Raw genomic sequence first — 21,249 nt, 5'->3', positions numbered from 1 at the left:
TGGGGTATCGGCGGATCGCACTGGCGATGCCGGCCGGGACGGAAGTCATCGCGAGCGGTGCGCCGCCAGCCACGGCGCCAGCGACAGCCGCCAGATATGGTTGTTGCCGTTGTCCCACGCGCGCATGCGCGCCAGGTCCGCGCGCGCCTGCGCGGGCGAGCGCGGGTAGCCCACCTTCGCCGTGTAGTTGCTGGTGAAATACAGCGTCCGTCCGTCCGGGCTCAGGTGCGAGCCCCAGGGCTCGTAGCGGTTCACCGCGTCGCCGAGGTCGATCGGCGCGCTCCAGCCATCGCCCTCGCGGAAGGCGAGGTACAGCCGGTCGGGCTTGTCCTTGCCGGCGTAGTTGGCATCGAACACGATGAAGGACTGGTCCGGCGCGATCGCCGGGTCCAGCTCGTGCGCGGCCGGATCGCCCAGCGCGAGCCGCTGCGGCGGCTGGTAATGGCCGTCGCGCCAGGCGGTGCGATAGAGACGGAACTCGTGCGTGGCGTCATCGCGGCGCTGGTAGTACACGTCGCCGTTGACCGCCACGCTCGGCGCGTAGACGCTGCTGCCCACGTTCACCGCGTCGGGCAATCGCTGCGGCTCGCCCCAACCGTTGCCACGACGATCGACCCGCCACAGCTGGCCGCCGTGCAGCGCCGGCCCGCCGCTCACGGCGGCGCGGTTGGACGTGTACACCAGGAACGAGCCATCCGGCGCCATCGCCGGATCGTGGTCCTGCCACTTCCCGGAGAACGGCGCGATCTGCGGCGTCGACCAGCCGTCGCCCACGCGGTGCGATTCCATGATGAAACCGTTCCAGCCCGCCTGCTGGTCGAAGTAGACGGTGGCGCCGTCGGGCGCGAAGGTCAGGCAATCCACGCCTGCCGGACCGGAGATCGCGCCGGGCGCGAAGATTTCCGGTGTGGCGGGTGCCATGTCGGCGGCGTGGACGCCGGCGGCGCCGCACAGGCCCAGCGCGACGATGCTGCAGGCGAACAGGGTGAGCGGGCGACGGGCCATGCGTGTTCCTCGACGCGATAATGATGCGGCCGAGTCTGCACAGCGGCGTCGGTGCACTGCCGCCGCTTTGTGACGAGCGGAGACTCGCTGTGACCAGCGGTTGTCAGCGCGGGACAATCGGCTCCGCCTCGCCGCGGAACCGTGGAAACCCCCTATCCCCCACCCCGTCATGCCTGTGAAGGCAGGCATCGCACTTCAGCCGGTACGCCTGCGGCGAGGCTGCGCGTAAAGCGAAGAGCTTTCGTCTGCCTTCGGCAGCCGAGTCACTTTTCTCTTGCGTGGCCAAGAGAAAAGTAACCCAAAGAGAAGGCCACCCCGCTTGGCGCTTGCCGGGCTTCCTGCCCGGCAAATCCGTGAGCCGGGGCCGGGCTTTTCGACAGGGCATCCTGCCCTGGCGAAAAGGCATCGACATCCCTGTCGATGCCCGCTGCGCGGCCTGTCGACCCCGACTCACCACCGCACAGGGGCCCCGGGTAGAGCGGCGGGCCATCGGGCAACTGCTCCTGCGTTGCCTCAACTCGAGCATCCATGCCCTCGCCATGGCCCGCACTCGGTGCGCAACCGCTGCGCGGTTGCGAGAGCGAAAGAGCCAAGATGCAAGGTTGCAGAATTGGGGCGATGGTTTTGCTGTTATGGATGTCTGCTTTCGGCCACAACCGGTCGTTCGCAATCTCGGCTGACATCCCCGATGGCGGACGTTCCCAAGAGGCAACTCGGCAGCGGCACCTCGGTGAAGCGCCGTGGAGGCTTCTTTTGCCTGCGTCGTGTATGGCCGGACGGGCAATTGCTGCCAAGGTGGGACATGGCGTTGCTCGTGATGACATCTGGCACGCGCGCCCAGCCCGCGCGTGGCTATTGTGTAGTACTGGTCCGCGACGGCTGCCGCGTTTGGCTCGGTACCGTCCCCACGCGCCGGTAGGCCATTGCCAGATGGGTCAAGCGCGGCGGATCTCGGCTTGCTCGTGTCTTCTGGTTTCCACCCGCCTTCGAGGGTTTTCCCGTGATTGCCATCGATCATCGTTTCCGAATTTGGCGCTGGCTCGCGCCACTGTTGCTGGTTCTGCCGCTCGCCGCATTTGCGCAAACGAACGCTGGCGTAGGTGTTTCACCCATCACGATCCATGACCCAGTCAACGGCGGCACGATGCCTGGATATGTGTTCTACCCATCCTCACAGGCCAGTCGGGTGACCAGGGTCGGAGCCTATGAATTGCATGCCACTCGGGACGCACCACCGATTGCAGGCACCAAGCCGCTGGTGGTGATTTCGCACGGCCACGGGGGAGACGACCTCGAGTTCCGCAACATGGCGATCTTGCTGGCAAGCCATGGGTTCATCGCTGCAACACTTCTGCATCCCAAGGACAATTACCTCGACAGCAGCGGCAATGGCCATGCAGCTGTGTTGGGGGGGCGCCCGATCCAGGTATCGGCCACGATCAGCATGCTGCTGAACGATCCACGCTGGAAGACATTGGTTGACCCGAACCGGATTGGCGCAGCCGGATTCTCTGCCGGTGGCTACACGGCCCTGCTGCTTGTGGGTGCGGTTCCGCGGTTCGACCGTTTGATGACCTACTGCGACGAAAATCCTGCTGACAAGGAAGGGATCTGCGAATTCCTGAAGACGCTTCCCGCGCCAGATCAAAGCTTGAAGAGCTATCTTGGCGCCCTGCAAAAAAAGTACACGCACTGGGGCAATCCCGACGACCCGCGCGTGAAGGCCGCCTTCGCAATGGCACCGTTTAGCGTTGTCTTCGGCAAAGACGGATTGGCAACCGTCAACCGTCCGGTCTTCCTCTACTACGGCCAGAACGACCACGTGCTGATCCCGCAATACAACGTTCTGCACATCGCGCCGCTGATCAAATCGCTGGATGGCATGAAGATGGTACCCAACGCCGGGCACTATGTGTTCATGGGGCCGTGCTCGCCGCAGCTGGCTAAACATCTACCGAGCCTCTGCCAAGATCCGTCGGGCGTGGATCGCGCCGCCGTTCAACGGCAGGTCAATGCCGATGCGCTGACGTTCTTCCGCAAGACGCTTGTGACACCGTCTCGTTGAGATCGCGAGTCAGCCGGGAACCCGGTTCCAGCGTCCACTGACCGTCTGTTTTGACCGTGCAAGGCACTGGCAGATCGGTACTCGAAGACGTCTTGCCTCGTGTGCTGATGGTGAGTCGACCGCAACTGCATGGCGCGAGATGGGTGCCCGTTGCGGGGGTGCGCCGTTTTCGTCCGTCAGGGCCTGCTGTCCATGTCCGGTGTTAATCGCAATCAGCCTTCCTCAAAGCAGACGCTCGCGACCGTCGCCTTGGGGCCGTAACCTGCCATCCCGCCTTTCGGGAGCCCGATCAAATTCGCCGGCGCGTCTGATCATCGAAAGTTGCGAGGCTGATGCAATCGTCGTCGATGGCGAGTACGCGGATCTGTTCCTCGTGGCGCATTCTGAGGCGCCACACCAAGTGTGAACCACATTCACCTGCCATCGGCTTGCTTGTTGTGTGGCGGCCGATGCGCGGCGGCGCTCGCTGGAATCAGGGTCGCGGTCGAGGCTTCTTGGTTGGCCCGAGCTCGACAATGGCGGCGCCAACGATGTCGGCTTCGGTAAAGATTCTTTCCAGTGCCGCCTTGCCCGCTTCGTTGACGTAGAGCACAGCCGCGGCCGTGAGCGGATCCTTGAACACAGCCGCGTCGAGGGGCAGCCTGTCCTCGAAGAATTCCTCCTTCACGAACGAACCGCTCGGGCGTTTGGCCGAGCGAGCCTCGTCGATACAAGGAATGATGTTGGTCACGTTGTAGAACCAGCGCGACTCGCCTGCGCAGTCCATCTCGAGGAACTGCCCGAAGCGCGACAGGAAGGGCTCGAGCGCAGCCTTCGCCTTGTCGTTCATGACCAGGGCGCCAGAAGTCAGCGCACTGATGTCTGCCAGCGGTTTGGGTTTCTTTCTTCCAGGTTCGACGAAGACTTCGACCTTGGGCTTCTTTGACCAGGAGAGGCTGGTGCCAGAGGTGTCGAACATGCCTGACTCGATGTCCTTGTCGCTGGCAAAGACCAGGGGCGCATAGTCATTGACGGAGCCACTTTTGAGTTCCCATACCTTCACTTCCATCACCTCAGTCAGGGCAGGCCCAAGACGCTGCGCGCCCCGGCACGAAACCGTCGACTCAGATCTAGTCGGGTGCCGTCGTGCAGGACGATCTCCGCCCCACCCTTGAACAACGGATGCACTTCGCGGATGCGCGCCAGGTTGACGAGGGTGCCGCGGTGGATGCGCAGGAAGCGCGCGGGGTCGAGTTGCAGCAGCAGGTGGCGCAGGGTGTCGCGGTGCAGGTAGCGCTCCGGGCCGACGTGGATGTGCAGGTAGTTGCCGTCGGCGCGGATCCAGTCGATGTCGTCGACGGCGAGCACGCGGATGTGTTCGCCGTGGCGCACGCTGAGACGTTGCACGTAGCCATGGGTCGGCGCCGGCTCGCCCGCTGTGCCGGTCGTCGCATGCAGGCCTTGCCAGTGCTGGTTCACCCGCGCCATCGCCTGGTCGAAGCGCGCCTGTTCGATCGGCTTGAGCACGTAGTCCAGCGCCATCGCATCGAACGCGCGCAGCGCGTGTTCGGCGAAGGCGGTGGCGAACACCACCAGCGGCAGGCGGTCGGGCGTCAGTTCGTGCAGCAGTTCGAAGCCGTCGATGCCGGGCATCTGGATGTCCAGGAACAGCAGGTCCGGGCGCAGCACGCGCACCGCCTGCATCGCCTCGGCGGCGTTGCCGCATTCGCCGACGATCTCCACTTCGGGGTGGCTGGCCAGCGCCTGGCGCAGCGCGAGGCGCGCCAGCACTTCGTCGTCGACCAGCACGGTGCGCAGGCGAGGCGTGTTGTTCATGCGACGTGCTCGGCGAACGGCAGGCGCACCTCGGCGCGCGTGCCGCCGCCGGGGATCGGGCTGAGTTCGAGCTGCGCCGCGTCGCCGAACAGCATGCGCAGGCGCGAGCGCGTGTTGCCCAGGCCGATGCCTTCGGCGGTGCCAGCCGGCGGCAGGCCGAGCCCGTCGTCGTCCACGCGCAGCTGCAGCCGGTCGCCGTCGCGGCGCGTGGAAATGCGCAGGGTGCCGGCGCCGGGTTTGTCCTGCAGGCCGTGGCGCAGCGCGTTCTCCACCAGCGGTTGCAGGATGAGGTTCGGCACCGCCGCGGCCAGCGTGTCGTCGTCCACGTCGAGTTGCGTGCTCAGCCGGTCCTGGAAACGCACCTGCTGGATGCCGAGGTAGCAGGCGAGGAATTCCAGCTCGCGCGCCAATGGCACCTGCGGCGCGTGGCGTTCCTCCAGGGTCAGCCGCAGGAAGTCGCTCAGGCGCGCGATCATCAGCCGCGCCTGCAGCGGGTCGGCCAGCGCCAGCGCCGAGATCGCGTTGAGCGTGTTGAACAGGAAGTGCGGCTGCAGCTGCATGCGCAGCGCCTGCAATTGTGCCTGCGCCAGTTGCGTCTCCAGTTGCGTGCGGCGCAGGCGCTCGTCGCGCAGGTGCCGCCGCGATTCCATCCCGCGCAGCACCGCCAGGATCACCCAGTAGGTAAGCACGGCGAGGTGGAAGCTGTAGGCGAGCTCCATGCGCAGGTACTGGCCCAGCGTGTGTACCGGCATGCGCCCGGGCCCGCTCAGGTACCAGAACAGCATCAGGTGCGCCAGCATCTGCAGCAGCGCCACGCCCAGGCTGGCTGGCACCTGCACGGCGAAGAAGCGGCCCCAGCTGCGTCCTGCCGTCTGCCGGCCCAGCCAGCCCACCAGCGGCACCAGCGCCATCCACAACCAGAAGTTGCCGAGGTTCCAGCTGAGCGCGCGTAGCCAGCCGGGAGGGTTACCCTCGCTGATCGAGGACAGCCCGCCGCTGAACGCGTAGGACAGCGCCAGCAGCGTCCAGAAGCCGAAGCTCAGGGCGAGTCGTTGCCAGCGCGAAGTGTCTTGGTCGGTCACGCGATGCTCCCGTGCACGAAGAATCAGGTGTCCTCTGTGTGCTTTACGTGGGGAGCCAGGAAACTCATGTAGTCGGCCTTGCCGAGCGGTACGCCGAGCTTGCGCAAGATGGCGTATGCCGTCGTGATGTGGAAGTAGAAGTTGGGCAGCAGGTAATCGCTCACGTATTGCCGGGCCGGCAGCTCGCAGTATCTGCCGGGACCAAGGCCGATACGCTTGATCTCCTCCAGCTTGCCGTCGCTGGCGCGGATGCCGGCAACGCGTTCCCTGGTCTGGCGGATATGCGCGCGCGCCAACGCCATGGAGTCGACGTCCGTCGCCAGGTTCTCCACCGGCTCACCGGCGCACCATTGCGAGAAACCGCGCGGCTGGTTGCACGCAAAAGCGATCTGCGTTCCGAGCGGGAACATGTCCGGCGCAAGGCGTTCCTGCAGGGCTGCCGCGGGATCGGCGAGGTGCTTTTCGCCAACGTCGAGAATGTGGTCGAGGGTGTCGAGTCGCGACAGGAAGACACGCTGAAGCTCGGCGATTTCCTGAGTGGCCATGGGGACTCCTGGAGAGTTGGCGGCGGTGCCTGACGCCACAGTGTGCGGCGATAACGCCGTGTGCAACAGTGCTGGAGGCCATGCTTCGGCCATCGCGTGGCGCTCAGCGAGCCGGCCGCGGGAGCAGCCAGGGCGCGAGGGAAATGCGGTGGACGCGCCGGTCGGCGGCGCTGAAGTAAAGCGTGCGGTGATCCGGTCCCAGCCGCGCCTCGTTTCCGCTCACCAGCAGGGTGCAGAGTGCTGTCGATGCTTTCATTGCGTGTTTCCCGGGGCGGCGCTGGTGGTGGCGATCCAGCACAGACTCGCTTGTGCCGCCGACGGGAGTCGCCGAGCTTGTGATTACCGGAGTGGCGGCGGTGACGAACGGCCTGACGGTTGCGGCGAGCGGTCGTGGGGCGATGCGCGCGAGCGGGGCTGTGCCGCTGGACGGCGCAGTCCCGCCGCTTGTCCCGCCACGACGCGCGTCCGTCACCGAAGCGCTGCACCCCGGCGACGGGTGACGCACGCTGGAACGGCGGCAATCCCGCCGTTGACGAGGACAGCAGCATGCGCAAGCAAGGTCTCTTTCAGGTGGGCATGGCGTGCCTCGCCGTGCTGGTGCTGGGTGCCGAAATGACGATCGCGGCGACCGCCGCCGCCAGCGCGGCCGACGTCGACGAAACCGGCAGGAACGAGGCGGCGGTGATCGCGGTCGACCAGCACTGGCTGGAAGCGGAACTCGATGGCGACACCGCCTGGCTCGACGAGCTGCTGCTGCCCGAGTATCGCTCGGTCGGCGCCGACGGTGCGGTGCATCCGAAGGCCGCGATCGTGGCGCACGCGGCGAAGAACCGCGGCAACGATGCGGAACGGCGCAAGGTAGAGGCGTGGCTGAAGGCGCACCCATCGGGCCAGTCGGTGGTGATCCGCGGCGATACCGCGATCCTCTCGTTCTACGACCCGGCGAAGGGCGCGGCGAGCGACGTGCGCTCGTCCGACGTTTTCGTTTACGTGGGCGGCCGCTGGCACGCGCTGTACTCGCAGCACAGCGCGGCCACCAAGGGCTGATCAGCCTGGCTTGGGGAACAGCACGGCGGGATCGCCGCTGAACCACACCATGTCGATCTGCATGCGTTCGATCTGCCACTGTGCTGCCTGGCGCGACATTTCCGTGGTGTAGATGTGCTTGAGCAGCAAGTGGCGCGAGTGGTCATGGCGCGGCAGATGCTGTGCCTCGACCAGCGCGAACAAGGTGGCGTGCGCGCCGTCGAACGCGGTCACCCGCGGATTGGTCACGGTGTGGGTGGTGTCGAGCCCGTCGATCGCGGCGAAGATGGTGTCGGCGATCGCCTGGCGGCCCTCGAACACCGGGATGGCGGCGCCAAGGCGCCACGCCGGTCCGGTGAAATCGAGCGTGGCGTGTTCGGCGAAGGCCGACTCGAACAGCGCGCGATCGCGCAGGTCCTGGCCGGCGCCGAAGCGATACAGCGCATCGACGATGGCGAGTTGTTCGTCTGCACTGGCTGACGGGTGAAGTGGATGGTCGGGTGTGTTCACACGTGTTGCTCCGAGTCGGGCGCGATCACCAGGCGATGCGCTGGCCATCGCGGTAGAAGCCGCCGGTGACGTGCTCTGGCATGCAGGCGGCCCAGACAATGCCGGCGGCGCCGGCGGCTACCGGGCGGCCGCCGGGTCCGCCCATGTCGGTGGCGACCCAGCCGGGACAGACCGCGTTGACCAGGATGCCGCTGCCGTCCAGCTCGGCGGCCAGTGCGCGCGTGTAGCTGTTCAACGCCGCTTTGGATACCCGGTAGGCCGGACAGCCGGCGCCGCCGGTGGCGGTTGCGCCGCAGCCGCTGGAGACGTTGACGATGCGGCCGTAGCCATGCCGGCGCATCAGCGGCAGCATCGCACTGCACAGCCGCCAGGTGCCGAACAGGTGGGTGTCCATCGCGTCGCGCGCGGGGGCGAGGTCGGCGTTGGCCGGATTGGCGCGGGGGTCGTAGTGGCCGCCGGCGTTGTTGACCAGCACGTCGAGCCGGCCGTAGGTGATCTCGATCCAGCGCGCCAGCGTGTCGACCTGGTCCTGGCGGGTCACGTCCAGCTGCACCGCGATCACCTCGCCCGGCGCGCCGGCCAGCTGGCGCGCGGCGTGCAGCCCCTTGTCCAGGTCGCGTGCGCCGAGCAGCACGGTCATGCCGCGTTCGCTGAGCTGGCGCGCCACCTCGAAGCCGAGACCGCGGTTGGCGCCGCTGACCAGGGCCACGCGATAGACCGGCGTCGCCGCCGGCAGGCGCCGAGCCGGGTGGCTCATGGCGCGGTGCTGGTTGCGGCCACCGCGCTGCAGCGCTCGTCGCCGCAGGCCTGCCAGCCGCCGCCGAGCGATTTGTACAAGGCGACGGCGCGGGTGTTGATGGCCGCCTCGGCCTGGGCCAAGTCGTCCTCGGCGGCAAGCTGGGTGCGTTCGGCGTCGAGCAGTTCGAGGAAGCCGGTAGCGCCTTCCTGGTAGCGGATGCGCGCGAGGTCGGCGGCGCGTTTGCTCTGCGTGCCCTGCTCGATCAGGTGATCGACGCGGATGCGCTGCTGGTTGAAACCGGTGACGGCGTTGTCGATGTCCTCAATCGCTTCCAGCACGGTGCGCTGGTAGTTCGCCTGCGCCGCATCGCTGCGCGCCTCGCTGGCGTGCAGGTTCGCCCGCACGCGCTGCACGTTGAGCCCGGCCCAGCTGATGCTGGGCGCCAGCGACCACGCGCGCGTCGACGGGCTGCCGAAGTCGTTGCTGCGCCCGGACAGGAAACCGAGGAAGCCGCCCAGCGAGATGTGCGGGAAGAAGTCCGCCTTGGCCACGCCGATGCGCGCGGTGGCGGCGGCGTAGGCGCGTTCGGCCATCCGGACGTCCGGACGGCGCGCCAGCACGTCGCCGGCGTCGCCGATCGGCAGGCTCGCCGCGATCGGGGTGAAGCTTTTCGGCGACACGTCGATGTCCAGCTCGCCGGGGCGCTCGCCGAGCAGCACGGCGAGACGGTATTCGCTGGCGCTGGCCTGGGTCTGCAGCAGCGGCAGCTGCGCCTGCACCGCGGCGAGGCGCGCCTTCGCGCTGGCCACGTCCTGCTCCGCGCCGGAGCCGAGCTGCTGGCGTACCTCGGTGAGGTGCACGGTCTGCTGCTGGTTGTCGATGTCGCGGCGCGCGATGTCCAGCCGCAACTGGCTGCCGCGCAATTCGAAGTAGTTGCGCGCCACCTCGGCCAGCAGGCTGACCTGGGCGTCGTGCAGCGCCGCCTCGCTGGCGCCGAGATCGGCGCCGGCCGCTTCCACCGAACGGCGCACGCCGCCGAACAGGTCCAGCTCCCATGACGCGTCGAAGCCGGCCTGGTAGGTCGTCGTGGTGCTGCGCTGATCGCTGAAGCCGGGTTGCTGGCCGCGGCTGCGCGTGTAGTTCACGTCCGTGTCGATGGTCGGCAGCTGCGCGGACTTCGCGCCGCTGAGCAGCGCGCGTGCTTCATGCAGCCGCGCCACGGCGATGCGCAGGTCCAGGTTGTTCGCCGCGGCGCGCTGGATCAGCGCATCCAGCGTGGGGTCGTTGAACTGCTTCCACCACGCGGCCTGGAATTGCGCGTTGTTCTCCTGCGCGGCGTCGAGGCCTTGCAGTTGCGGCGCGGCGATTTTCTCGGCGTGATAGTTCGGGCCCACGCTGGCACAGCCGGCGAGGATCAGGGCCGCGCTGAGCGCGGCGATCTTGAGCAAGGTTTTCATCAGTGGTTCTCCAGCGCCGGCTGGGCGTGCGCGGCGGCGCGTTCGGCCGCGCGCGCCTCGCGGCGCTCGACCAGGGCGCGAATGACGACGTAGAACAGCGGCGTGTAGATCAGCCCGAAGATGGTTACGCCGAGCATGCCGGCGAACACCGCCACACCCATCGCGTGGCGCATCTCGGCGCCGGCGCCGTGTGAGGTGACCAGCGGCACCACGCCCATGATGAAGGCGAACGAGGTCATCAGGATCGGGCGCAGCCGCAGGTGGGCCGCTTCCAGCACCGCTTCGTGGCGGCTCATGCCTTCATGCTGGCGTTCGCGGGCGAATTCCACGATCAGGATCGCGTTCTTGCACGCCAGTCCGACCAGCACGATCAATCCGATCTGGGTGAAGATGTTGTTGTCGCCACCCGACAGCCACACGCCGGCGATCGCGGACAAGAGCACCATCGGCACGATCAGGATCACCGCCAGCGGCAGCGACCAGCTTTCGTACAGCGACGACAGCACCAGGAACACCAGCAGCACGCACAGCGGGAACACCAGGATCGCGGTATTGCCGGCGAGGATCTGCTGGTAGGTGAGCTCGGTCCACTCGAAGCTGACGCCGTTCGGCAGGTTGTCCTTCGCCAGCTTTTCCATCGCCGCCTGCGCCTGGCCCGAGCTGAAGCCCGGCGCCGGGCCGCCGTTGATCTCGGCGGTGGGATAGCCGTTGTAGTGCTGCACGCGATCCGGGCCGGCACCCTGTTTCACGGTGACGAACGAACCCAGCGGCACCATCTGGCCCTGCGCGTTGCGCGTCTTCAGCTGCATGATGTCTTCGGGCGTGTGGCGGAACGCGGGGTCGGCCGAGACGTTCACCTGGTAGGTGCGGCCGAAGCGGTTGAAGTCGTTCACGTAGAGCGAGCCCATGTAGGCCTGCATGGTCTGGTACACGTCGCCCAGGTTCACGCCGACGGTCTTGGCCTTCTCGCGGTCCACGTCGGCGTCCACCTGCGGCACGCTGATCTGGAAGCTGGAGAACAGCCCGGCGAGTGCCGGATCCTTGCGGCTGGCGGCGATCAGGTTCTGCGTCTGCTGGTACAGCTCGTCGAAGCCGCGGTCGCCGCGGTCCTCGATCTGCATGCGGAAGCCGCCGATCGTGCCCAGGCCCATCACCGGCGGCGGCGGGAACACCGCGATGTACGCGTCCTGGATCGAGGCGAACTTCTGGTTCAGCGCACCGGCGATCGCGCCGGCCGACAGATCCGCGCTGCGGCGTTCCTCGAACGGCTTCAGCGTGACGAACACGATGCCGGAGTTGGTCGAGTTGGTGAAGCCGTTGATCGACAGGCCGGGGAAGGCCACGGCATGTTCGACACCTGGCTGCTTCAAGGCGATCGCGCCCATGCGCTGGATCACGTCTTCGGAACGGTCGAGCGAGGCCGCATCGGGCAGCTGCGCGAACGCCACCAGGTACTGCTTGTCCTGGCCCGGCACGAAGCCGGTCGGCACGTGCGAGAAGCCGAACCAGGTCAGCGCGATCAGGCCGGCGTACACCACCAGCGCCAGCTTGCCCTTGCCGACGATGCGCCTGACGCCGCCCACGTAGCGCTCGGAACCGCGATGGAATACGCGGTTGAACGGGCGGAACAGCCAGCCGAACGCGCGGTCGATGCCGCGCGTGAGGCGGTCCTTCGGCGCGTCGTGGCCCTTCAGCAGCACGGCGGCCAGCGCCGGGCTCAGGGTCAGCGAGTTGAACGCGGAGATCACCGTGGAGATCGCGATGGTCAGCGCGAACTGGCGGTAGAACTGGCCGGTGAGGCCGCTGACGAAGGCGGTCGGAATGAACACCGCGCACAGCACCAGCGCGGTGGCCACGATCGGGCCGGTGACTTCGTGCATCGCCTTGCGCGTGGCTTCGCGCGGCGTCTGCCCGAGTTCGATATGCCGCTCGACGTTTTCCACCACCACGATCGCGTCATCGACCACGATGCCGATCGCCAGCACCAGGCCGAACAGGCTCAAGGCGTTGAGCGAGAAGCCGGCCAGGTACATCACGGCGAAAGTGCCGATCAGCGACACCGGCACCGCCACCAGCGGGATGATCGAAGCGCGCCAGGTCTGCAGGAACAGGATCACCACCAGCACCACCAGCAGGATCGCCTCCAGCAGCGTGTGCGCCACGGCCTCGATTGAGCCGCGCACGAAGACGGTCGGGTCGTACACGATCTGGTAGTCGACGCCCTGCGGGAACTCCTGCTTCAGCTGCGCCATGGTGGCGCGCACCTCGTCGGAGATCTGGATCGCGTTGGAGCCGGGCCGCGCGAAGATCGGCAGCGCCACCGCCGGCTTGTTGTCGAGCAGGCTGCGCAGCGCGTAGTTGTTCGAGCCCAGGTCGACCTTGGCCACGTCGCCCAGATGGGTGACGCCGCCGCGCGCGTCGGTGCGCACGATGATGTTGCGGAAATCGTCCTCGCTGACCAGCCGGCCGCGCGTGTTGATGTTGAGCTGGAACGCGGAGTTGCTGGGGCCGGGCGGCGCATTCAGCGCGCCGGCGGCGACCTGCACGTTCTGCTCGCGGATCGCGTTGATCACGTCGCCGGTGGTGAGCGAGCGCTGCGCCAGTTTCTGCGGGTCCAGCCACACGCGCATCGAGTATTCGCCGGCCCCGAAGATCTGCACGTCGCCCACGCCGTCGAGCCGCCCCAGCACGTCCTTCACGTGCAGCCGCGCGTAGTTCGACAGGTACAGCATGTCGTAGCGCTGGTCGGGCGAGGTGAGGTGCACCACCATGGTCAGGTCGGGCGAACTCTTCTGCGTGGTCACGCCGAGCCGCTGCACTTCCTCGGGCAGTTTCGGCAGCGCCTGCGCCACGCGGTTCTGCACGTCGACCTGGGCGGTGTTGAGGTCGGTGCCGAGCGCGAACGTCACGGTCAGCGTCATCGCGCCGTCGCTGGTCGCCTGCGAGGAGCTGTACAGCATGCCTTCCACGCCGTTGATCTGTTCCTCCAGCGGCGTGGCGACGGTTTCGGCGATCACCTTCGGGTTGGCGCCGGGATAGGCGGCGCGCACCACCACGGTGGGCGGCACCACTTCGGGGTATTCGCTGATCGGCAGCTTGAACACCGCGATGGAGCCGGTGATCACGAACAGCAGCGACAGCACGGCGGCCATGATCGGCCGGTCGACGAAAAATTGAGCGATGTTTTTCATGCAAAGAGTCCTCGACGAAGTCGTTTCACGGCTTCGGTCTTTCTTTTGCTCCTCCCCCTGCAGCGCAGGGGGAGGTGGGGAGGGGGTAACGCTCTTGCTCTCAGGCTTTGCAATTCGCTGGAGGGCTTCACCCCTCCCCAACCCTCCCCTGCTGCACGCAGGAGAGGGAGCCTGTGCTCAACCTTGCGGAGTCTTGGGGGGCGCCGTATTGATTTGCGCAGTGCGCGAATCGACGGCATCCGGAACATCGTCCCGCTCGACCAGCGCCTTGTCGGCGTTGCCGAGGCGGTAGCTCATCGCCACCTTTTGCGGATTCACCTCGACCCCGGGGCGCACGCGCTGCAGGCCGTTCACCACCACCACGTCGTTGGCGCCCAGGCCACTGTCGATCACGCGCAGGCCATGGAACAGCGCGCCGGTGTCGACCTTGCGGTACTGCACCTTGTGCTCCTTGTCGACCACGTAGACGAACTGGTTGCCGAGGTCGGTGCCGATCGCGCGGTCGTCCACCAGCACGCGCGGCCTGGCCTGGCCGCTCTGCAGCTGCACGCGGGCGTACAGGCCGGGCGTGTACAGGCCGTCGGCGTTGTCGAACACCGCGCGCAGGCGCATCGTGCCGGAGCCGGTGTGCAGCTGGTTGTCGACGAAGTCGAGGCGGCCTTCATGCGGGTAGCCTGCCTCGTCGGCCAGGCCCATCGCGGCCTCGATCCGTGCGTTGCGGCCGGCCTGCTTCGCGCTGGCGCGCAGGTGGTCGAGCTTGAGCCAGGTCTGCTCGTCCACGTCGAAGTAGACGTAGACCGGGTTCACCGAGACCACGCTGGTCAGCACGTCGCTGCTGGTGACCAGGTTGCCGGGGGTGACGCGGGCATTGCTGACGCGGCCGTCGATCGGCGAGCGCACCTGGGTGAAGTCCAGGTTCAGCCGTGCCGCGGCCAGTGCGGCGGTGGCGGCGCCCAGTTGGGCGCGCGCACTCTGCGCGCTGGTGGCCTGGCGATCGGCTTCCTGCTGCGCGATCGCATGCTGGGCCAGCAGCATCTCGGCGCGGCGCTGGTTGGTCTCGGCCAGGCTCAGTTCGGCCCGCGCCTGCGCCTGGTTCGCGGCGAGCCGGTCGACCTCGGCCTGGTACGGGCGGGCGTCGAGCTGGAACAGCACGTCGCCCTTGTGCACCAGCGCGCCTTCCTGGAAATGCACCGACTCCACGAAACCGCCGACCCGCGGCTGCACCTGCACCGTGTTCACCGCTTCCAGCCGGCCGGTGAACTCGGCGCTGTCGCTGACCTTGCGGGTCAGCGCCTGCGCCACCGTCACTTCCGGTGGCGGCCCGCCGGCAGGGCTTTGTGCATGGCTGTCGTTGCCGTGCAGGAGAACCCAGCTGCCCAGCACGCCGACAGCGATCAGGGGGACCAGCATCCATTGTTTTTTCATCTTGCGCTCCCAGAACCTTGTAGGCCGGGCACGGATGCCCGGCGAAGGGTCGAGAGAATAGGTGTACTTTCCGGTATAGAAAATCCGTTTCTTGCGCACTACACTCGTGCGCCACAGTCACGAATCGACGAGGAATTGAAACAATGGAAGACTTTTCCGCCATTTCGACCTTCGTCCGCGTGGTCGAGGCCAAGAGTTTCGCCGCCGCCGCCAGCCAACTGGGCATGACCCCGTCCGGGGTCAGCCGTGCCGTCTCGCGGCTGGAGGGCCAGCTCGGCGCGCGGCTGCTGTTCCGCTCCACCCGGTCGCTGCGCCTGACCGACGACGGGGCCGCGTTCCATGCGCGCTGCAAGGAGATCCTCGCCGACCTGAGCGAGGCGACCGAGGCACTGGGGCATGCGCGCAGCCATCCGGTGGGCAAGTTGCGGGTCGCCGCGCATTCGGCCATCGGCCGTTCCGCGCTGATCCCGAACCTGGCCGCGTTCGAGCAGCGCTATCCGGACATCCGCCTCGAACTGGCCATGTGCGACTACCACTTCGACCTCAACGAGGAAGGCTACGACTGCGCGATCCGCATGGGCGAACTGGCCGATTCCAACCTGATCGCGCGCAAGCTCGGCTACTTCAGCAACGTGCTGTGCGCCTCGCCCGAGTACCTGCGCAAGTACGGCGCGCCGCAGAACATCGAGGAACTTAAGCAGCACCGCTGCATCAACTACGTCTACCCCAGCAGCGGCAAGCCGTACCAGTGGCAGTTCGACACGCCGGGCGGGCGCATCGCGCTGGACATCGATGCGCACATGCTGATCAACGACGGCGAGTCGGTGATCCAGGCCGCGGTGGCCGGCCTGGGCATCATCCAGATCCCGCATTGCCTGGCCGCCAGCGCACTGGCCAAGGGCCAGCTGGAAATCGTCATGAGCGACACGATTTCCACCGGCTCGCCGGTATGGATCGTCTACCCGCAGAAGCGCCACCTGTCGGCGCGCGTGCAGGCGTTCATCGGCTGGATCAGCGAGCTGTTCGAGCGCACCAGCAAACCGCAATGCCAAATTGCCGCCGCCGCTGCCGCCGCCGGCAAGACCGCACGCGGCGAGAGGCTGGTCAGCGACGCCCAGGCGGCGTGATCAGCCGCCGGTGGGCACCAGCAACAGCAGCGCCATGCCGAACGCGATGCGGTAGATCGCGAACGGGGTGAAGGTGTGGCTGCGGATGTAGCCGAGCAGCCACTTCACCGCGGCGAACGCCATGATCGCCGAAACCACGAAGCCCACCACCAGGGCGGTCCAGTCCTCGTGCGCGGCGCCGCCGCCCTTCACCACCTTCAGCAACTCGTAGCCGGTGGCCGCGTACATCGTGGGGATGCCGACCAGGAAGGCGAACTCGGTGGCCGCCGCGCGGTTGCTGGTGCCGAACAGCATGGCCGCGAAGATCGTCGCGGCCGAACGCGAGGTGCCGGGGAAGATGCCCGCGATCATCTGCGCGATGCCGACCAGGATCGCTACGCGCCATGTCACTTCGCTGCGCTCCGGCTGGCGCGCCGCCAGCCGTTCGGCGGCGATCATCCACAGGCCGCCGATCACCAGCGCCCAGGCCACCGGCGTCACCGTCTCGGGCAGCTTGAAGCCCAGCTTCACCGCGACGAAGCCGAGCACGGCGGTGATCGCGAACGCCACGACCAGCTTCAGCAGGTAGTCACGGTTTACCGGCTCACGCCATTGTGTCAGTAGCTGCCAGATGCGCTTCCAGTAGATCAGCGTGACCGCCAGGATCGCGCCGGCCTGGATGCCGATGTTGAACAGGTCCGAGCGCGCGCCCAGCCCGAACTTCTCGGCGATCAGCAGGTGGCCGGTCGAGGAGATCGGCAGGAATTCGGTGATGCCTTCGATGATGCCTAGCAGGATGACGTTGAGCAGATCGATCACGGGCGGATCCGTTGCGGGATGGGGCGGGCCAGCGAACGGACTGCCGGCGTGAAGCGCCATAGCTTACGGGGTTTTGCCGCCGCGAGGGATGGCCGCGGGCCGAGCGGACGGTCGATCCGGCACGCACTGGAACAGTGCAAACGGTCCATGGCGGCGGGTGCTGCTGGTGCTAACGCAGCCGCGGCCGACGCGCTCCCGTTCGGCGGATGCCGCCGCATCAACGTTTTCCCACCGTGGCACGGGGCTTGCTGAGATGGCTTGAGCGCCATGCAACCGCATGGTTCGTGAATGGACGTCTGGACGTCTGTTTACTAACCGCTGCTTCTCCAGGGGAGACGAACTCATGAAGCGATGTTGGATATCCATGGTTGCCGCTGTCCCCATGGTCATGGCATCCGCCCTGGCGCCGGCACTGGCCGGCGAGGCCCCGGCCAGCAAGTGGGTCGGCAGCGCGGGCGTGGTCAACGACTACCTGTTCCGCGGCATGTCGCAGACCAATCGCAAGCCCGCCGTGCAGGCCGGTGTCGAGTTCGACCACGCCAGCGGCTGGTACCTCGGCGGCTGGGGCAGCAATGTCAGCTGGCTGTCCGATGCCTCGACCTCCGTCGCGCCGATCTCGAGCAGCGTGGAGCTCGACCTCTACGGCGGCTACCGCGGCAGCTTCGGCGGCGACTGGAGCTACGACATCGGCGTGTACCGCTACCAGTATCCGGGCAGTTATCCGGCGGGGTTCGTCTTGCCGAATACCACCGAGGCTTATGCCGCGCTGGCCTGGAAGAGCGTGTCGCTGAAGTACTCGTATGCGCTCACCGACCTGTTCGGCTATGCCGACAGCGAGCACAGCGGCTACGTCGACCTGTCGTGGAACCAGGAGTTCGCGCCGGGCTGGCTGCTCAACGCGCATGTCGGCCATCAGCAGGTGGAGAACGTCGCCGGCGCCTCGTACAGCGACTGGAAGCTGGGCGTGACCCGGAATTTCGGCAGCGGATGGTCGGCGGCACTGGGCTACTACGACACCAACGCGAACGCGTCGGTCTACACCAATGCGCGCGGCCACTACCTGGGCCGCGCCACGGCAGTGCTGAGCCTGGCCAGGTCGTTCTGAAGACATTCCATCGGTGGAGCCATCCATGAAAATGATCACCAGCATCATCCGTCCGTACAAGCTCGACGAGGTCCGCGATGCACTCGCGCGTGCCGGGGTGTCGGGCATCACGGTGACGGAGGTCCGCGGCTTCGGCCGCCAGAAGGGCCATACCGAGCTGTACCGCGGCGCCGAGTACGTCGTCGATTTCCTGCCCAAGCTCAAGGTCGAGGTGGTGGTGCCCGACGACCTGCTCGATGCCGTGCTGGAGGAAATCCAGCAGGCCGCCCGCACCGGCAACGTCGGCGACGGCAAGGTCTTCGTCACCGGCGTGGACCAGGTGATCCGCATCCGCACCGGCGAGCTCGACGCCGACGCCCTCTGACCGAACCACGCGAGGTATGCCATGAAAGATCTGAAGCTGTTCCGCGGCACCCGCACGTGGTTGCCCCTGCTGGTGCTGGGCCTAGCCGCGCCGCTGCTGCATGCCGAGGCCGCCGTGCCGGTGGTCGACAAGGGCGACGTGGCGTGGATGCTCACCTCGACCCTGCTGGTGTTGCTGATGACGGTGCCGGGGCTGGCGCTGTTCTACGGTGGCCTGGTGCGCTCGAAGAACGTGCTGTCGGTGCTGATGCAGGTGATGACGGTGTTCTCGCTGCTGCTGCTGCTGTGGGTGGCGTACGGCTACAGCCTCGCGTTCAGCGGCGGCGGCGCGCTGATAGGCAATTTCCACAAGCTGTTCCTGCACGGCGTGACGAAGGACACGCTGGCGGCCACGTTCAGCGCCGGCGTGTCGTTGCCGGAATACGTGTTCGTTTCCTTCCAGGCCACCTTCGCCGGGATCACCGGGGCGCTGATCGTGGGCGCGCTCGCCGAGCGGATGCGCTTCCGCGCGGTGTTGCTGTTCGCGGCGCTGTGGTTCACCTTCGCCTACCTGCCGATCGCGCACATGGTGTGGGCCGGGCCGGACGGATTCCTGTTTGCGCGAGGCGCGCTGGATTTTGCCGGCGGCACCGTGGTGCACATCAACGCCGGTGTCGCCGGCCTGGTCGGCGCCTACCTGGTCGGGCCGCGGCTGGGCTTCGGGCGCGAGCCGATGAAACCGCACAACGTCACTTTCACCATGGTCGGCGCGGGGCTGCTGTGGGTAGGCTGGTTCGGCTTCAACGCCGGTTCCAACCTGGAGGCAAACGCGGGTGCGGCGCTGGCCTTCATCAACACCTTGCTGGCCACCGCGGCCGCGGTGTTGGCCTGGCTGGCGGTGGAGGCGCTGTTGCGCGGGCATGCCTCGATGGTCGGTGGCGCCTCCGGCGCAGTGGCCGGCCTGGTCGGGATCACCCCGGCCTGCGGCACGGTGGGGCCGTTGGGCGCGATCGTGATCGGCGCGCTGGCCAGCCTCTGCTGCGTGTGGGGCGTGACCGGGCTGAAGAAGCTGCTGCGCGCGGACGATGCGCTCGACGTGTTCGGCGTGCACGGCATCGGCGGCATCGTGGGCGCGCTGCTGACCGGCGTGTTCACCGCGCCGGCGCTGGGCGGCACGGGCGCGGCGGGTTTCTCGATCGGCCACCAGCTCGGCGTGCAGGCGCTGGGCGTGGGCATCACCGTGCTCTGGAGCGGACTGGTTTCGGTGCTGGCCTACCTGGTGGTGAAAGCGGTGTTCGGGCTGCGCGTACCCTACGAGGCCGAGCGCGAGGGGCTGGACATTACCTCGCACGGCGAAAGCGCCTACGATGTGTGAGCAAGGCATCGCGTAGCGCGGCCGACGACCCACAATGGTGCAATACATCAACCGTATTGCACCATTGTGCTTCTTTCCGGTCCGTTCCGATGCCTCGGAAACATCCGTCAGCCGTTGCCGTGCAACGCATGCTCCCGCTGGCACGAGGCTTGCTCTGACCAGCTCACCATTCATCGCCGAGGTTGCTCCATGTCCGCCAACAAAGTGCTCGACCTGATCCAGGAACATGAGGTCGAGTTCGTCGACTTCCGTTTCGCCGACATGCTCGGCGTGCATCACCACGTCACCTTCCCGGCCCACGCGATCGACGAGTCGACGTTCGAGGACGGCAAGATGTTCGACGGCTCCTCGATCACCGGCTGGAAGGGCATCAACGAGTCGGACATGATCCTGCTGCCCGACCCGGACACCGCCCACCTCGACCCGTTCAGCTCGCACGTGCAGCTGATCCTGCATTGCGACGTGCTGGAACCGAGCACCATGCAGGCCTACGGCCGCGACCCGCGCTCGATCGCCAAACGCGGCGAGGCGTACCTGAAATCCACCGGCATCGCCGACACCGCGTTCTTCGGCCCGGAGCCTGAGTTTTTCATCTTCGACTCGGTGCGCTGGCAGAACGACCCGGGCCGCGTGTTCTACGAGATCGGTTCCGAGGAAGCGGCGTGGTCGTCGCGCTACAAGTACGAGGGCAGCAACAGCGGCCACCGTCCGGGCGTGAAGGGCGGCTACTTCCCGGTCAGCCCGGTCGACTCGCTGGGCGACCTGCGCGCCGACATGTGCAAGGTGCTGGAATCGCTGGGCCAGACCGTCGAGGTGCATCACCACGAAGTGGCGAACGCCGGCCAGTGCGAGATCGGCGTGAAGTTCAACACGCTGGTGAAGAAGGCCGATGAGCTGCTGACGATGAAGTACGTCATCAAGAACGTGGCGCACCAGAACGGCAAGACCGCCACCTTCATGCCGAAGCCGCTGGTCGGCGACAACGGCAGCGGCATGCACGTGCACCAGTCGCTGGCCAAGAACGGCGAGAACCTGTTCGCCGGTGATCTGTACGGTGGCCTGTCGCAGACCGCGCTGTGGTACATCGGCGGCATCTTCAAGCACGCCCGCGCGATCAACGCGTTCGCCAACTCCACCACCAACAGCTACAAGCGGCTGGTGCCGGGCTTCGAGGCGCCGGTGATGCTGGCGTATTCCGCGCGGAACCGTTCCGCGAGCTGCCGCATCCCGTACGTGGCCAGCCCCAAGGGCCGCCGTATCGAGGTGCGTTTCCCCGACCCGATGAACTCCGGCTACCTGGTGTTCACCGCGTTGATGATGGCCGGCCTGGACGGCATCCTCAACAAGATCGACCCGGGTGCGCCGGCCGACAAGGATCTGTACGACCTGCCGCCGGAAGAGGAGAAGAACATTCCGCAAGTCTGCTCCAGCCTCGACGCCGCACTGGAAGCGCTGGACAAGGATCGCGAGTTCCTGAAGGCCGGCGGCGTGTTCACCGACGACTTCATCGATGCCTACATCGAGGTGAAGATGAAGGAAGTCACAAAGTACCGCGCCAGCACGCATCCGCTGGAGTTCCAGATGTACTACTCGCTGTAAGCGAGCTCTCCATGCGGTGGGAGCAACGGGCGCCTCGGCGCCC

At 67.0% G+C, this 21,249-nt stretch carries 18 protein-coding genes; 7 read left to right on the top strand and 11 right to left on the bottom strand.

The window, feature by feature from the left end; translation table 11 throughout:
* Positions 1-45: 45 nt before the first annotated feature.
* Positions 46-1,005 carry a TolB family protein gene (locus ABIE04_RS08435; RefSeq protein ID WP_354548610.1) on the bottom strand — a complete coding sequence of 320 codons (960 nt, stop codon included), beginning with the start codon at positions 1,003-1,005 and terminating at the stop codon, positions 46-48.
* A gap of 1,000 nt (positions 1,006-2,005) precedes the next feature.
* On the opposite strand from ABIE04_RS08435, the gene ABIE04_RS08430 reads away from it, so the two are divergent.
* Complete coding sequence (locus ABIE04_RS08430; RefSeq protein WP_354548607.1) at positions 2,006-3,070, top strand: alpha/beta hydrolase family protein; 1,065 nt, start codon at positions 2,006-2,008, stop codon at positions 3,068-3,070.
* 472 nt (positions 3,071-3,542) lie between these two features.
* Here ABIE04_RS08430 and ABIE04_RS08425 read toward each other — a convergent pair whose 3' ends face one another.
* From ABIE04_RS08425 to ABIE04_RS08410, 4 genes are read right to left on the bottom strand one after another with little or no spacing between them, the layout of a single operon-like run.
* Positions 3,543-4,118, bottom strand: coding sequence for a hypothetical protein (locus ABIE04_RS08425; RefSeq protein ID WP_354548605.1), 576 nt, complete (start codon positions 4,116-4,118; stop codon positions 3,543-3,545).
* Between the two features lie 8 nt (positions 4,119-4,126).
* A complete protein-coding gene (locus ABIE04_RS08420) occupies positions 4,127-4,885 on the bottom strand; it encodes a LytR/AlgR family response regulator transcription factor (RefSeq protein WP_354548603.1) in 759 nt (252 codons plus the stop codon).
* Positions 4,882-5,967 (bottom strand): sensor histidine kinase, encoded by a 1,086-nt coding sequence (locus tag ABIE04_RS08415; protein ID WP_354548600.1) that lies wholly within the window; start codon positions 5,965-5,967, stop codon positions 4,882-4,884. The genes ABIE04_RS08420 and ABIE04_RS08415 overlap by 4 nt, the downstream gene beginning before the upstream one ends.
* Positions 5,968-5,990: 23 nt before the next feature.
* Positions 5,991-6,512, bottom strand: coding sequence for a DUF1993 domain-containing protein (locus tag ABIE04_RS08410; RefSeq protein ID WP_354548597.1), 522 nt, complete (start codon positions 6,510-6,512; stop codon positions 5,991-5,993).
* Positions 6,513-7,058: 546 nt separating this feature from the next.
* Here ABIE04_RS08410 and ABIE04_RS08405 point away from each other — a divergent pair.
* The gene (locus tag ABIE04_RS08405) at positions 7,059-7,559 is read left to right on the top strand and encodes a nuclear transport factor 2 family protein (RefSeq protein ID WP_354548595.1); all 501 of its coding nucleotides are present in this window, start codon (positions 7,059-7,061) and stop codon (positions 7,557-7,559) included.
* On the opposite strand, the gene ABIE04_RS08400 is transcribed toward ABIE04_RS08405, so the two are convergent.
* The 5 genes from ABIE04_RS08400 to ABIE04_RS08380 all read right to left on the bottom strand — a co-directional run bounded on the left by ABIE04_RS08400 (position 7,560) and on the right by ABIE04_RS08380 (position 14,860).
* The gene (locus ABIE04_RS08400) at positions 7,560-8,048 is read right to left on the bottom strand and encodes a nuclear transport factor 2 family protein (RefSeq protein WP_354548593.1); all 489 of its coding nucleotides are present in this window, start codon (positions 8,046-8,048) and stop codon (positions 7,560-7,562) included.
* 25 nt (positions 8,049-8,073) lie between these two features.
* A complete protein-coding gene (locus ABIE04_RS08395) occupies positions 8,074-8,805 on the bottom strand; it encodes an SDR family oxidoreductase (protein ID WP_354548590.1) in 732 nt (243 codons plus the stop codon).
* A complete protein-coding gene (locus ABIE04_RS08390; protein ID WP_354548587.1) occupies positions 8,802-10,244 on the bottom strand; it encodes a TolC family protein in 1,443 nt (480 codons plus the stop codon). Before ABIE04_RS08390 ends, ABIE04_RS08395 begins: the two co-directional genes overlap by 4 nt.
* Positions 10,244-13,435: an efflux RND transporter permease subunit gene (locus ABIE04_RS08385; protein ID WP_354548585.1), complete on the bottom strand. Its 3,192-nt coding sequence runs from the start codon at positions 13,433-13,435 to the stop codon at positions 10,244-10,246. Before ABIE04_RS08385 ends, ABIE04_RS08390 begins: the two co-directional genes overlap by 1 nt.
* 177 nt (positions 13,436-13,612) lie before the next feature.
* Positions 13,613-14,860, bottom strand: coding sequence for an efflux RND transporter periplasmic adaptor subunit (locus ABIE04_RS08380; protein WP_354548582.1), 1,248 nt, complete (start codon positions 14,858-14,860; stop codon positions 13,613-13,615).
* 143 nt (positions 14,861-15,003) lie between these two features.
* Here ABIE04_RS08380 and ABIE04_RS08375 point away from each other — a divergent pair, with 143 nt between their 5' ends.
* Positions 15,004-15,987 (top strand): LysR family transcriptional regulator, encoded by a 984-nt coding sequence (locus tag ABIE04_RS08375; RefSeq protein ID WP_354548580.1) that lies wholly within the window; start codon positions 15,004-15,006, stop codon positions 15,985-15,987.
* Here ABIE04_RS08375 and ABIE04_RS08370 read toward each other — a convergent pair whose 3' ends face one another.
* Entirely contained in the window at positions 15,988-16,785 is a 798-nt protein-coding gene (locus ABIE04_RS08370; RefSeq protein WP_354548578.1) for an undecaprenyl-diphosphate phosphatase, read from the bottom strand.
* A gap of 382 nt (positions 16,786-17,167) precedes the next feature.
* Here ABIE04_RS08370 and ABIE04_RS08365 point away from each other — a divergent pair, with 382 nt between their 5' ends.
* From ABIE04_RS08365 to glnA, 4 genes are all read left to right on the top strand, one after another.
* Positions 17,168-17,890: a TorF family putative porin gene (locus ABIE04_RS08365; RefSeq protein ID WP_354548575.1), complete on the top strand. Its 723-nt coding sequence runs from the start codon at positions 17,168-17,170 to the stop codon at positions 17,888-17,890.
* A 25-nt stretch (positions 17,891-17,915) separates the two neighbouring features.
* On the top strand, positions 17,916-18,254 hold the full coding sequence (locus ABIE04_RS08360) for a P-II family nitrogen regulator (protein WP_214556217.1): 339 nt from the start codon (positions 17,916-17,918) through the stop codon (positions 18,252-18,254).
* Between the two features lie 21 nt (positions 18,255-18,275).
* The gene (locus tag ABIE04_RS08355) at positions 18,276-19,607 is read left to right on the top strand and encodes an ammonium transporter (RefSeq protein WP_354548573.1); all 1,332 of its coding nucleotides are present in this window, start codon (positions 18,276-18,278) and stop codon (positions 19,605-19,607) included.
* Positions 19,608-19,796: 189 nt separating this feature from the next.
* Positions 19,797-21,206 carry a type I glutamate--ammonia ligase gene (glnA, locus tag ABIE04_RS08350; protein WP_354548570.1) on the top strand — a complete coding sequence of 470 codons (1,410 nt, stop codon included), beginning with the start codon at positions 19,797-19,799 and terminating at the stop codon, positions 21,204-21,206.
* Positions 21,207-21,249 lie beyond the last annotated feature (43 nt).

The organism is Rhodanobacter soli, from assembly GCF_040548735.1.
Classification (GTDB): Bacteria; Pseudomonadota; Gammaproteobacteria; order Xanthomonadales; family Rhodanobacteraceae; genus Rhodanobacter; species Rhodanobacter soli_A.
Note: the sequence above shows the minus strand (reverse complement) of the source record. Positions and strands in the feature narration are given on the sequence as shown.

Coding starts and splice junctions, on each gene's coding strand:
- ABIE04_RS08435 (WP_354548610.1), bottom strand. CDS start 1,005: ATGGCCCGTCGCCCGCTCACCCTGTTCGCCTGCAGCATCGTCGCGCTG.
- ABIE04_RS08425 (WP_354548605.1), bottom strand. CDS start 4,118: ATGGAAGTGAAGGTATGGGAACTCAAAAGTGGCTCCGTCAATGACTAT.
- ABIE04_RS08420 (WP_354548603.1), bottom strand. CDS start 4,885: ATGAACAACACGCCTCGCCTGCGCACCGTGCTGGTCGACGACGAAGTG.
- ABIE04_RS08410 (WP_354548597.1), bottom strand. CDS start 6,512: ATGGCCACTCAGGAAATCGCCGAGCTTCAGCGTGTCTTCCTGTCGCGA.
- ABIE04_RS08405 (WP_354548595.1), top strand. CDS start 7,059: ATGCGCAAGCAAGGTCTCTTTCAGGTGGGCATGGCGTGCCTCGCCGTG.
- ABIE04_RS08395 (WP_354548590.1), bottom strand. CDS start 8,805: ATGAGCCACCCGGCTCGGCGCCTGCCGGCGGCGACGCCGGTCTATCGC.
- ABIE04_RS08390 (WP_354548587.1), bottom strand. CDS start 10,244: ATGAAAACCTTGCTCAAGATCGCCGCGCTCAGCGCGGCCCTGATCCTC.
- ABIE04_RS08385 (WP_354548585.1), bottom strand. CDS start 13,435: ATGAAAAACATCGCTCAATTTTTCGTCGACCGGCCGATCATGGCCGCC.
- ABIE04_RS08380 (WP_354548582.1), bottom strand. CDS start 14,860: ATGAAAAAACAATGGATGCTGGTCCCCCTGATCGCTGTCGGCGTGCTG.
- ABIE04_RS08375 (WP_354548580.1), top strand. CDS start 15,004: ATGGAAGACTTTTCCGCCATTTCGACCTTCGTCCGCGTGGTCGAGGCC.
- ABIE04_RS08365 (WP_354548575.1), top strand. CDS start 17,168: ATGGTCATGGCATCCGCCCTGGCGCCGGCACTGGCCGGCGAGGCCCCG.
- ABIE04_RS08360 (WP_214556217.1), top strand. CDS start 17,916: ATGAAAATGATCACCAGCATCATCCGTCCGTACAAGCTCGACGAGGTC.
- ABIE04_RS08355 (WP_354548573.1), top strand. CDS start 18,276: ATGAAAGATCTGAAGCTGTTCCGCGGCACCCGCACGTGGTTGCCCCTG.
- glnA (WP_354548570.1), top strand. CDS start 19,797: ATGTCCGCCAACAAAGTGCTCGACCTGATCCAGGAACATGAGGTCGAG.